The sequence below is a fragment of the Singulisphaera acidiphila DSM 18658 genome (genome assembly GCF_000242455.2).
In the GTDB taxonomy this organism is placed as follows: Bacteria; Planctomycetota; Planctomycetia; order Isosphaerales; family Isosphaeraceae; genus Singulisphaera; species Singulisphaera acidiphila.
Window position 1 is genome coordinate 356440 of sequence record NC_019892.1, and the last position, 12842, is coordinate 369281.

At 61.9% G+C, this 12842-nt stretch carries 7 protein-coding genes and 1 pseudogene; 4 read left to right on the forward strand and 4 right to left on the reverse strand.

Translation table 11 applies throughout. The features are described from left to right. Positions 1-359 precede the first annotated feature (359 nt). A complete protein-coding gene (locus SINAC_RS01390; protein ID WP_015243914.1) occupies positions 360-1859 on the forward strand; it encodes a flavin monoamine oxidase family protein in 1500 nt (499 codons plus the stop codon). 689 nt (positions 1860-2548) lie between these two features. Beyond that, positions 2549-3574, forward strand: coding sequence for a DUF1559 domain-containing protein (locus SINAC_RS01395; RefSeq protein WP_015243916.1), 1026 nt, complete (start codon positions 2549-2551; stop codon positions 3572-3574). Between the two features lie 262 nt (positions 3575-3836). On the opposite strand, the gene SINAC_RS01400 is transcribed toward SINAC_RS01395, so the two are convergent. From SINAC_RS01400 to SINAC_RS01415, 4 genes are read right to left on the reverse strand one after another with little or no spacing between them, the layout of a single operon-like run. Then, complete coding sequence (locus tag SINAC_RS01400) at positions 3837-5426, reverse strand: response regulator (RefSeq protein ID WP_015243917.1); 1590 nt, start codon at positions 5424-5426, stop codon at positions 3837-3839. After that, a complete protein-coding gene (locus SINAC_RS01405; protein ID WP_015243918.1) occupies positions 5423-6004 on the reverse strand; it encodes a chemotaxis protein CheB in 582 nt (193 codons plus the stop codon). Before SINAC_RS01405 ends, SINAC_RS01400 begins: the two co-directional genes overlap by 4 nt. Beyond that, entirely contained in the window at positions 6001-6828 is an 828-nt protein-coding gene (locus SINAC_RS01410; protein WP_015243919.1) for a CheR family methyltransferase, read from the reverse strand. The genes SINAC_RS01405 and SINAC_RS01410 overlap by 4 nt, the downstream gene beginning before the upstream one ends. A gap of 14 nt (positions 6829-6842) precedes the next feature. After that, the gene (locus tag SINAC_RS01415; protein WP_015243920.1) at positions 6843-10316 is read right to left on the reverse strand and encodes a response regulator; all 3474 of its coding nucleotides are present in this window, start codon (positions 10314-10316) and stop codon (positions 6843-6845) included. 662 nt (positions 10317-10978) lie between these two features. On the opposite strand from SINAC_RS01415, the pseudogene SINAC_RS41695 reads away from it, so the two are divergent. Then, positions 10979-11281: pseudogene (locus SINAC_RS41695) on the forward strand (integrase core domain-containing protein); the annotation flags it as partial. 82 nt (positions 11282-11363) lie between these two features. Continuing rightward, positions 11364-12173, forward strand: coding sequence for an IS5 family transposase (locus SINAC_RS01430; protein ID WP_015243922.1), 810 nt, complete (start codon positions 11364-11366; stop codon positions 12171-12173). Positions 12174-12842 lie beyond the last annotated feature (669 nt).

A 12842-nucleotide genomic window follows, 5' to 3' on the forward strand; every position in this document is an offset into this window, starting at 1 on the left:
GGGGGGATAAGGAGAGGAACCAGCCGGATCTCCCGCCTTCGACCCGTTGGGAATCAGGCCATAATGGCCTACAAGGCCGTTCCGTTCCTCCGGGGTTGGCCAAGGCAGCCATGCCCCTGGCGGGCCTGCGTGCACATGGGCAACGCCACGACAAGATGGCCATAGACGCAATTCCGAAGGCGATCGATCCAGACTTCTGAGTCTTGAATCACATGGGGAAAATATGGCATTGCCGTAATGGCAATGGATTCGATTGCGGATCCCGACGTCCAGTGGTAGCCTGTTCTGACTGTGGTCCACTCTCCGATTTGCGCGGCGACCGCGAGCGGGCACGATCTTGATTAAGGATCTCAAAGAACATGAATGCGCCGATTCGTCGGGCTTTCCTCGAGGGTGCTGGAGCGGTGGGTGAGGTCGGCTTGCCCGAGAGGCTCGCCACGGCGGAGGCGACGCTCTCCGACCCCTCGAGCCGCGTCCAGGATGGTGAGATCCTGGATGTATTGATCCTCGGCGCGGGGTATGCGGGGTTGGCGGCCGCGCGATTGCTGCGCTCGCGAGGCCGCAAGGTGGCCGTCCTCGAGGCGAATGACCAGGTGGGCGGGAGGACACGTGACCGCGTGATCCACGATGGCCGCCGCGTCGAGCTGGGGGGCCAGTACATTGTGCCGGACCAGACGCGTGTCCAGGAAGTCGCCCATGAATTGGGCCTGGAGACCTACGCCTCGTGGAATGAGGGAGACTGGTTCCTCAGCTTCGAGGGACGCACTGCACGCTATCGAACTTCTCCCGGCCAGTGTCTCGTTGACGAGATGGGCCAGCCTCCCGCCGTTCGGACTGAGATTGAGACCACGATCGAAGAATTGACCCGCCTCAACAAGAGCGTGTCGGCAGTCACGCCTTGGCTCCATCCCAGGGCCGAGGAATGGGATGGGATCACGTTCGCGTCGTGGCTCGATGGTCGGATCAAGACCAGGCCTGCGCGGCAATTCATCAACTTCATGACCAACCAAGCCTTCTCGACCGAACCCGACGAAATCTCGCTCCTCCAGATGCTCTGGTTCATCAAGACCAGCCACGGCGTACCGGGCTGGGCCCTGGGCGGTCCCCAGGCCAACCGCATCGACGGCGGGACTGGGCTCCTGGCTGAACGGATGTCCCAGGAGCTTGGGCAGGATGTCAGCCTCGGCCAGGTGGCGCAGTCCATTCGGCAGGACGAACGTTCCGTCTCCGTGGTCACGAACCAGGGCACGTTTCGCGCCCGGGCCACGCTGATCTGCCTCCCTCCGCAACTGACCAACACGGTCCGCTTCGACCCGCTCTTACCTTCGGATCTCTACCGCGCCTTCGATGGCCTGCAAGCCGGGATGACCGTCAAGGTCCAGGCCGTCTACGACCGCCCCTTCTGGCGGGAGCGTGCCTGGTCAGGGAACGGTATCTCCTTCCAGGGGCCGCAGGCGTTTACGTTCGATAACACGCCGCGAGCGGGGACCCCCGGGGTGCTTCTGGGCTTCATCTCCGCCAGGCAGGCGACGGAATGGAGTCGCCTGACGCCCGAACGTCGGAAAGCGGCCGTCCTCGGCCTGTGGTCGGACGTCTACGGAGAGCCGTCGCTGGAGCCGATCGATTATTTCGAGATGAACTGGCCCGCCCAACCATTCATCCGCGCCGGTCATGGATGCCACTTCAGCCCAGGCTTCTGGAAGCCGTTAGGGCCCGCGCTCGGTGGCGAGAACATGCCCCGCTTCGGACGCGTCTGGTGGGCGTCCTCCGACCTTGCCAAAGATTGGGTCGGTTACCTTGAGGGTGCCCTCCGCGCCGGAGAGCAGGCCGCTCGCGAGATCGAGCGAGAACTGAACTGAGAGTCTGTCCCCGAAGGCGAATCGCACCGGAGTGCTTGATGATCTTCCGGGTGCTATGCGGTTCCGTACTCGGAACTCATGCGGGAATGCCTTGGCCCTGGCCTGGGGTGCACGGGTTCCGATTACGGAACTCGTGGCACTCCAACGCCCTTCATTTCCCAGTGAAGCCTGGCCTTCCGAGACAGACACGAAACTCGGGGACATCGATCGTAAGCGTTCTTGACCCGGCCGACCGTGAAGAACGCTTCGAAACGGAGGCGCTCAACGGGGCGATGCCGCTGAACGTCAATAGGAAAGACGCCTATTTGTTCCAAATACTCCGGGGGCTCCTTCCTCGTTTGCCTTTGCTCCACGCTGAACTCGTTGAAGTTATCGCAGGCCTTGGCCTTCCTCCCTGTCGCTGATTAAAAACTCAGGTTACGGGGTCGTGTACCGCTCCTCGCGCGGGGCCGTGGCTAGGGGGACTGTAGGGCTTATGCTTGTTCTGTTACGCGAAATCTTGTTCCTTTAAATCAACGATTAGTGGAAAAGGGGGTTTCCACCACAATCACAGTGGATTACCCTTAGGGTTGGCATCTGCCACACATCTCCCTGCTCCTGTTTTTAATCTCATAATTGGTTGGGTCGGTCCCTGCGCTGGTCCAACGCCCGTTTCCCTTTTGCTCGATGTTTAGAGCAAGGAGAGGTTCATGAGTCGGTCGCAACGTTCTGCCTTCACTCTCATCGAACTGCTGGTGGTTATCGCAATCATTGCCGTCTTGATTGCCCTGCTCCTCCCCGCCGTCCAGGCGGCACGCGAAGCGGCGCGTCGGTCTCAGTGCGTCAACAACCTGAAGCAACTCGGCTTGGCGATGCACAACTACATCTCCACCCACAACACGCTCCCCCCGGGCCGGATTTGGGCGCCGAGGTCGGACAAGGCGTTTCCGACGGTCTTCGCCAAGGCCCAGAACACGACCTGGTTCACCTTGATGCTGCCCCAGATCGAACAGGGGAACCTGGCGAATTCGTTTAACTTCAGCTTGGGTGCGGAAGGTTGGGCAGGCGGGGCATTTGATGGGTGGATTGCCAATTCCACCGTAACGGCCACCAAGATTTCGTCGTTCCAGTGCCCGAGCGACCGTCAGACCACGTTTGAGGTCAACCCGGCCGCCGGCATCGCGCAAGTGAAGGGGGTTATCCTCACCAAAGGGAATTATGCCGCGAGTTGGGGCAATACCAATTGGGGAGGGGGATTCGCTTCCAGCCTGATGACGAGGTATTTGCGGTCGGCCTTTGGTCACGACGGAAATACCACCCTGGCTTCGATCGCGGACGGGACCAGCAACACGGTGTTCGCCAGCGAAGTCCTCCAGGGCTCGACCTACGACATCCGAGGCGCGATGTGGTCGTGCGTCGCGGGCGGCTCCAGTTTCATGTCGCGACTCACCCCCAATTCCGTCAAGGACACCCTGGGACTCAGCCCCGACGGTGACTATGCACACGGATCTGCTGGCCTGTTTTGCTTCAGCGAACCCGTGCAGCAACTCCCCTGCAATCCGAGTGGCGGCGACAACGATGCGTATGCCGGTGCGCGGAGCCGTCACGCCGGCGGCGTAAATTCGCTGCTGGGCGATGGCTCGGTGCGGTTCATCAAGGGTTCGATCAACTCCCAGGTGTGGATTGGTCTCAACTCGATCAACGCGGGCGAGATCATCAGCGCCGACGCCTTGTGAGGCACGAGGTTATTCATGATCGCGGGGGCCCATCGAATTGCGATGGGCCTCTTCGGTTTTTTCGCTTCGCCTGGGATCACGGGCGGGCTATTCACTCATGGCCCCGGATTTGAACCACGAATGACACGAATAACACGAATGGAAATCATAAAGCATTGTTGTTGATTTTGTTTTGTTGGTTTTTCTTTATTCGTGTTATTTGTGTCATTCGTGGTCGAGTTTCCTCTTTTGGGCGTCGCCTCCAAGATCGCTCGAGTGTGTTTCAAGCGGAGAGGATCATCAGCAAGGCGTCGTGATCGAGGGGCTTGATGAGGTGATGGTCAAAACCGGCCTCGCGTGAGCGTCTGCGGTCCTCTTCCTGGCCGTATCCGGAGACGGCGACGATGACCGTTTCCTTGCAGCAGTCCCGTTCGCGGAGTTTGGCGGCCACCTGGTAGCCGTCGAGATCCGGGAGGCCGATGTCCATCAGGATGAGGTCAGGGAGGAAGCGGTCCACGACGGCTAGCGCTTCCTTGCCATCGTGGGCGGTCTGCACCTCGTGTCCCAAGAGGATCAGGAGGCGACTGAGCCCAAGGACTGTGTCTGCGTGGTCGTCGACGACGAGGATTCGGCGCTTGGATGCCACCACGGCTTGGCCTGGAGCTTCCACGCTGACTTCGCTGGGAACATCCTTCGCCACGGGAAGGCGGACGGTGAACGTGCTTCCGTGGCCGTGTCCCTTGCTCTCGGCCATGATGCTGCCTCCATGCATTTCGACGAGGCGGCGGACCAGCGTGAGCCCGATGCCCAGGCCCCCCTCGGAGCGGGCCATGGAGTGCTCGCCTTGGACGAAGAGATCGAACATGCTCGCGAGCTGTTCGGGGGGGATGCCGACGCCGTTGTCCTTGACGGTGATCAGTAATTCGCCCGCCACCGCCGTGGTGGAGAGCCGGATGGCGGCCTTGTTTTCGGAGTATTTGGCGGCGTTGTTGAGGAGATTCGCCACGACCTGCTCCAGCCGGGTCGGATCCACTTCCACTTGTGCCTCTCCGTGACCGTACTCGACCGAGAGTTCGTGTTCTCGGGCCCGAACGAGTGAAGCGACGGAGTGGACGGCATGTTCGATGACCGGCTGGACGTCGAGCACCCGCTTCTTGAGCTGGATCTTCCCGCGCGTAATCCGGGAAATGTCCATGAGGTCATCGATGAGCCGGGAGAGGTTCTTGACCTGTCCCACGATGACCTGGGTCGCCCATGCCTGGTGTTCCTGGCTCGTCGTCTTCTTCGAGACCTGCACGGCGTTGCCGATGGCGGCGAGCGGGTTGCGGAGCTCGTGGGCCAGCATGGCGAGGAACTCATCCTTGCGCTGGTCGGCCTCCTCGAGTGCCTTGGCATAGCGCCGGCTCTCGTTCAAGAGTTTCAGGTTCTCCTCGGTCGCGGCCTTGAGTTCGTCTCTCTGGCGGGCGACCTCGCGTCGCTGGCGATAGAGCTCGAAGAAGACGTCCGCCTTGCTTCTCAGGACGTGAGGCTCAAGGGGCTTGTGCAGGAAGTCGACGGCCCCCGCCTCGTACCCGCGGAACCGGCGCTGCCAGTCGGCGCTGCCCGCGGTGAGGAAGATGATCGGCACCCGTCGAGTCCGCTCCATCCCTCGCATCAGTTCAGCCAGCTCGAAGCCGTCCATCTCGGGCATCTGGACGTCGACGAATGCAAGCGCCACTTCGTGCTTGAGGAGCAATTCGAGCGCCTCAGGCCCGGAACGGGCCTTGAGCAGCACCACGTCATCGCTGCGCAGCACTCCATCGAGTGCCAGGAGATTGTCCTCGAGGTCATCAACGAGCAGGAAGTAAACGGGGTCGGCCGGCATTGCGTTCATGCGGGGTTGATAACCTCTTGCAGGTAGATGGCGATCTCCTCCAGGCTCAAGGCGCGCGCCTGGGGGCAGGCGTCGAGGGCGGCCTGCGGCATCGTCGAGGCGTAGGCGAGTTGAGGCCGCTGGACCAGGGCGGTTCCGCCCGCCTCGTGAATCGCCCGAAGTCCCCGGGCTCCGTCGTCGTTTGCGCCTGTCAGGATGATGCCCAAGAGGGCTGCGCCGTAGGCGTCGACGGCGGTCTCGAACAGCACGTCGATGGATGGCCGGCAGTAGTGGACGGGCTCCTCGCTCGAGAGCGAGAGCCGTCGGTCCGGTTCGACGAGCAGGTGGTAGTCGGGCGGGGCAAAGTAGGCCGTGGCCCCTCGGATCGGCTCCTTCTCCTCGGCTTCGTGCACGTCCAGCAGGCACTTCGCCCGGAAGAGATCGGTCATGATGCTCTTCTTGTCCGCCGGGAGGTGGACCACCACCAGCAGCGGCAACGGGTAATCGGGCGGCAACGTGGGGAGGATGGCGGAGAGGGCGTCGACGGCCCCGGCCGACGCTCCGACGACGACCGCTTCAATGCGAGGAGGACCGTTCATAGGGTCCCTCGTTTTTGATAGAGACGCTCGTCGCGTGCGAAGTCCGTGAAGGCGTCGGCATGCCGGGAGAATCGGAGGTTCTCCTTGGCCCCCAGCCCGAGGAACCCTTTCCTGGGGAGGGAATCGACGAACAGGCCGATGGCACGATCCTGAAGTTCTCGTTCGAAGTAGATGAGCACGTTCCGGCAGGAGACGAGCTGCACTTCGGCAAACACGGCGTCGGTGACCAGGCTGTGGTCGGAGTAGACGATGCGCTGACGGAGGCTCTTATCGAAGATGGCCGACCCGTAAGCCGCTGTGTAGTAGTCCGACAGCGACGACTTGCCGCCCGACCGCCGGTGATTCTCGGTGAATAAGGGGATTCGGTCCAGTTCGTACATCGCGGTCTCGGCTTTCTTGAGCGCCGCGGGATTGATGTCGGTGCCGTAGAAGAGCGTCCGGCTTTCAAGCCCTTCCTCCCGGAACAAGATCGCCAGCGAGAGAACTTCCTCGCCTGCGCCGCACCCCGCCACCCAGACCTTGAGCGAGGGATAGGTCTGCAAGTGGGGGACCACCTGCTCCCGAATCACACGGAAATAGGCGGGATCTCGGAAGAGTTCGCTCACCTGCACGGTGAGGTAGGAGAGCAGCGCCGGCAGGACGTTGGGGTCGTGGAGCGTCCGGTCCTGGAGTTGGGAGAACGTGCGGCAGTCGAACTGCTCCTTGGCCTGCGTGAGCCGCCGCTTGATGGACGCCATGGAGTACCCCCGGAAGTCGTAGTGGTACTTCCGGAAGATGGCCTCAAGCAGGAGCTTGAGCTCGATGTCCTCGGTCTTGTCGGGCATGGTCCGGCTCCTCTTCACCTGGGCATCCACACGCGGACGAGCGAGAGGAGCTTCTCGACGTCGAGGGGCTTGGCCATGTAGTCGGTGGCACCCGCCTCGAGGCAGCGCGCCTGGTCATCCTTCATTGCCTTGGCGGTCAGCATGATGATCGGCAGCTTCTTCCATTCGGGCCGCTGCCGGATCTCTCGGGTGGCGGTCAGCCCATCCATCTCAGGCATCATGACGTCCATGAGCACCAGGTCGATCTTCGGTTGGTGATCGGCGAGGGAGTCTTCGAGGAGCGCGATCGCCTCGCGGCCGTTCCTGGCGATTTGCACGACCGCTCCCCGGGGCTCGAAGATACTCGTGAGGGCGAAGACGTTGCGCACGTCGTCCTCGACGACCAGGATGCGGCGGTCCTCCAGCGCTGCGTCCCGGCTCCTCGCCTTCTCGAGCATCCGCTGTTGCTCGGGCGGCAACTCTGAGACGACCTGGTGGAGGAACAGGGTCACCTCGTCGAGCAGTCGCTCGGGCGACTTCGCTCCTTTGATGATAATCGAATTCGAGTAGCGGCGCAGCCGTTGCTCTTCGTCGGCCGGGAGATCCCGACCGGTATAGACGATCACCGGGGGAAAGGCGTAGGCATCCTCGCGGCTGAGTGTTTCGAGCAGGGAATAGCCCGACGCGTCGGGGAGCGACAGGTCGAGCACCATGCAGTCAAACGTCGCCTCTTTGAGCTGCTCCAGGCATTCGGCGGCGGTCCCGGCTCCGACCGTCTCCACGTCGACCGAGTCGAGAAGCCTTCTCATGCTATCGAGCTGGACCGGATCATCCTCGACCACGAGGACCCTGCGCATCCGCTGGGCAAGCCGGGTCTCGAGCTGCTTGAGCGCCTCCACCAGCTCCTCCCGTTTCACGGGCTTGAGCATGTACCCCACCGCCCCGAGGGAAAGGGCCGTCTGGGCGTAGTCGCCGGCGGAGACGACGTGCACGGGGATGTGCCTTGTCCGTGCGTCGTGCTTGAGACGGTCCAGGACCGAGAGCCCCGAATAGTCGGGCAGCCCGACGTCGAGCACCACGGCATTCGGCAGGTATTGCACCGCCACCGCAAGCGCCTCTTCGGCCGTCGTGGCGATCAGGCACTGGAAGTCGAGCTCGTGCGCGAGGTCATAGAGGATGCGGGCGAACGACTCGTCATCCTCGACGGCCAAGATGATCCGCCGGCCGCCGGCCAGCCGCTCGCGGTCATCGTCCATTTGCCGGGCCCGTGACGGTGCCGAGAGCCTGTTGGCTCGTTCGCGAGGGAAGACAGGGGGAATGGCCGGCAAGGAGGCGCCTCGATCTTCGGCGGCCACCTGCGCGGCCGAGACTGTTGTGGAGATGTCGCGCGGGCGTACGAGGGCGGGGCTGTACAACTCGGGGATCGTCACGTTGAACGTGCTTCCGCGGCCCGACTCGGTCGCCAAGCGGATGTCGCCGCCGAGCAGCCGGGTCAGCTCGCGGGAGATGGAAAGACCGAGGCCGGTCCCCCCATACTTGCGGTTCGTCGTGCCGTCCGCCTGGCGGAAGGCCTCGAACACCACTTGGTGCTGGTGTTCGGGGATGCCGATGCCGGTGTCCGTCACGGCGAAAGAGATCCGGCCGTCCGCTGCGCGACTCACGTTGAGTTTCACCTCGCCTTGCTCGGTGAATTTCAAGGCGTTCGAGAGGATGTTCTTGAGAACCTGCTCGAGCCGTTGGCAGTCGGTGTTGATCGTCTCCGGGCACGCCGGGGACACCAGGGTGTGGAATGCGAGCCCCTTCTGGGCGGCGACCGGCTCGAAGGTCCGGCGGAGATCGTCCACGAGCTGCGCCAATGAAACCGGTTCCGGCCGAACCTCCATGCGCCCCGCCTCGATCTTCGAGAGGTCGAGGATGTCATTGATCAGGACGAGGAGATCATTGCCGGCCGACCGGATGGTCTGGGCGTACTTCACCTGCTCTTCCGACAGGTTCCCTTGCGGGTTGTCGGCAAGGAGCTTGGCCAGGATAAGCGAGGAATTGAGGGGGGTACGAAGCTCGTGCGACATGTTGGCCAGGAAGTCGGACTTGTACCGGCTCGCCTGTTCCAGCCCGCGCGCCTGGAGCTGCAAGGCTTCCTTGGTTTGCAGGAGGTCGTCCCGCTGAGTTTCCAGGATCGCGGTCTGCTCCTCGAGCTGCACGTTGGACTGTTCGAGCTCGGCTTGCTGGTGCTCGAGGCGAACCTGTGACTCCTTGAGCGCCCGCCCCTGCTCCTCGAGTTCCTCGTTCGAGACGCGGAGCTCCTCCCCCTGGGCCTGCAATTCCTCGGCCTGCCGTTGCGTTTCCTCGAGGAGGTTTTGCAGGTGGGTGCGGTAGTTGGCCGACTTGACGGCGACGCCGACGAGCGAGGAAACCGTGTCGAGGAGCGTGATCATGCGCCCATCGAGCGAGTGGACGAAGCCGAGCTCGAGGACCCCTTTCACCGCATCGTCGGCGGCCACGGGGGCGATGACGAGGTGCCGAGGCTTCCCATGACCGAGCGCTGAGCCGAAGGTCAGGTATCCGTCGGGCACGTCGCGGACGAGAATGGCCCGTCCGTCCTTGACCGCTTGCCCGAGGAGACCGTCGCCCGGCTCAAATCCTGCCGGCGTTCCGTCCAAGGCGGGCACGCCGTAGGTGGCGACCCGGCGAAAGCCGCTGCCGTTTTTGGCGAAGAAGACTCCGGCATGAGCATCGAGATAATCCGCCAGGAACTTCAGAACGCTTTCACCGAGCTGCTCGAGGCGCTGTTCTCCGGCCATCGCCTTGGCGAGCCCGATCTGCCCCGACTGGAGCCAGTCCTGCCGTTGTCGCGTGAGCATGGCCTGCCGTAAGAGAGAGCCGACGGCGACCGAAAGGAGGGCCCCGAGAACTCCGGTCAGGATCCCGCTGCCGATGGCCACGCGGTAGGCGTTGTCCATCTCGGCGATCCGTAGGGCCCGCTGGATGCGTTCATCCTCCTGCATGGACTGAATCAAGGTCCTGAGCGCGTCCATCGCGGCTTTCCCGCGGTCGGACATCATCGTGGCCCGGGCGGCCTCGAACCCCTGGGTCCGGCGGAGTTCGACCGTCTCGGCAAGCTCCTCCAGCTTGGTGTTGATGTTGGCCTTCAGCGCGGGGAGGTGGGTCCGGTGGTCCGAGTCATCGCGGATCAGGCCTTCGAACTTGCCCATCCGTTGGTCGATCCGGGCGAGGGCCGAGGAATAGGGTTCGAGATACCGGTCATCGCCGGTGAGCAAGTAACCCCGCTGCCCGGTCTCGGCGTCCTTCATGAGCGACAGCAGTTCGCCCAGGGCCGATAGGACCTCGTGAGTGTGGGTGACCTGCCTGGCGTCCCGGTCGAGGGTGCGGGTGTTGAGGTACGAGACGGTCCCGCTGACCACGAACACGAGCAGAACTGCAGCGACGCCAATGAGGAGACTGGTTCCGGACCGTCGGCGGGAGGCGATCGCAGTTTTCTTATCAATCATCGGCGTCCTGAGTGCGTTTTCAGATGGCAATGCGTTGAACTTCGTCTTTGCGTGACGTTGCCGCGATCCGGAAAATCGATTTCGGTGGCAACGATTTTCGTGCGGATGGACCCCAACCGTCCCAATTTGGGCAGAATCGTTTGTACCCATCTCCAGGATTTTGGGGAAGGCACCAGTTGCGGCGACCACGCCTCACCGGTCGCGCAGCTCGGCTTTACACACCCTTCTTTAACCCGTTTGTGGCTGCCAAAGCCGAGAAATCACTCCGTCCACGAAGGTGACTCCGGAGATCATCTCCCTCAACAGCCCTGCTCCATTCAACGATCGCCAACTCTTTTGATACACTCTCCATCAGCTTGTAGACCATCGTCAGGCCCGCCGTCCGGGGCCCGCTCTCAAATAGTGGACCCCGAAATTCGGACCACCTGTTAAGCGACTCTGGTGGCCCGGTGGAGGGGAATCGATGGCGGGTAAGCGGAAAATCCATACAGCGGCGTTCAAGGCCCTGGTCGCCTTGGCGGTCCTCAAGGGGGACCGCACGATCAACTCGTTGGCCGGCCAGTACGGCGTCTATCCCATGCTGATCCACGGCTGGAAGAAGCAACTCGTCACCGGAGCGGAAGAGGTCTTTGGGAGCCCGCCAGGCCGAGCTCTTACTCAAGGTGTTCAACACGGATCAGGGGGCGCAGTTCACATTGGAAGCGTTCACCGGGCGACTGGAGGCGGCCAGTGTGGAGGTAGGCATGGTCGGCCGAGGGAGGGCGTTGGATAACGTGTTCGTCGAGCGGCTCTGGAGGACCATGAATTGCGAGGAAATTTAAATTCAAGGATGCGAGTCGGTGCCGGAGTTGCCGCGAGGCCTAAAGCTGTACTTTGGCTTCTATAACGAGGACCGGCTTCACGAATCGCTGGGGTATCAGACTCCAGGAACGGTTTACCGTGGCATCAGGGCCACGATGGCCTGATGGGGGAGTAGCTCAAGGATCGGCTTTTTTTGGCCTAGAGCGTGTTATGAACTGTAGTCCACTGGCGATCGTAGTTTAGGGTATGATCACTCACAAGCCCTATCCCAGCGATGTCAGCGACGCCGAATGGGAGTTCGTCCTTCCCTACCTCTGCCTACTGCCTGAAGAGGCCGGTCAGCGCGTCCACAACCTCCGCGACGTCTTCGACGCCCTGCGATGGCTAGTCTGCAGCGGCGCCCCATGGCGATACTTGCCCAACGACTTTCCCCCTTGGCAGATGGTCTACCAACAGACCCGCCGCTGGCTCGCCGCCGGTTGCTTCGAGGCGATCGTCCACGACCTTCGCGCCGTGCTCCGATTCGCCGACGGTCGAGGCCCCGAACCGACCGGCGCCGTCCTCGACAGCCGGACGATTCAGTCCACTCCCGAGAGCGGCCACCGCGCCGGCTACGACGGTTATAAGCGGCGCAAAGGCTCGAAGGTCCATGCCGCCGTTGATACGCTGGGGAATCTGCTGGCTTTGCATGTCACCGCGGCCAATGAGCAAGACCGGGCCCAAGTCGGCCGGCTGGCCGAGGCGATCCAGGAGGCGACGGGAGAGTCGGTCGAATTGGCGTACGTCGATCAAGGTTACACTGGTGAGGAGCCTGCGGCTGCGGCGGCCGAACACGGGATCCGGCTGGAAGTCGTCAAATTGGCCGAGGCGAAGCGGGGCTTCGTCCTGCTGCCGCGACGGTGGGTCGTCGAACGGTCGTTCGGCTGGGCGGCGCGATTCCGCCGCTTGGCGAAGGACTACGAGCGTCTCGCCGAGACACTCGTCGGGTTGCACTACGTCGCATTCAGCCTGCTCATGCTCCAGAAGGCCGCTCCGCTATTCGTGTGGAGTTCATAACACGCTCTAGACAATGGGGTCCACCTCACCCCTTTGCGTGCCCTATTAGCCACTTAGACGCCACGTAATGGAGATCCAGGGGCTCGGTGCACCGAAGACCGCTCTGTCGATCCAATTAATTGGAGCGTAGAATGTCGCCAGTGTGTAGTGCCACGTCAGGTTCTCGGATGCAGCAGCATCCTCGAATGGGACATATAGAAATCCGGGAAGTCCAAACTCCTGGGCTTGGTGCATTCCCCTGCGTGAAAGGCGATAGTAGCTTCCTGCATAAGTAAACATCAGAGAGCAGACAATCACAATTCCGATAAGCCTTCTCAAGCTGATTTTAAGCCGATAGGTCCAAGAGTCCGGTTTTGGGATAGTAACGCGAGTTGGCATGTCTTAGTCTCGTACGACTTGCAATCGGTCAAGTGCGTAAACACGAAAATCGGCTTCCCCGAAAATCAATAGATAGGCGAATGTTTTCCACAACTGCTGAATTAGAGAGCAGTAGCCTGCTCGATTGGCAGGTTCTTACCCGGAACGCTCTGCAAAACGTCAAAGTCATACCAGAAGCATATCAAAAAAAAGGCCAATCCGAAAACCGAGATTCGCTGGGATAAGGGTTGCGAACAATTTCAATCTAGCAAGGCGTTTCCATATGGACTGAGAAATCTGACACTACCTCTG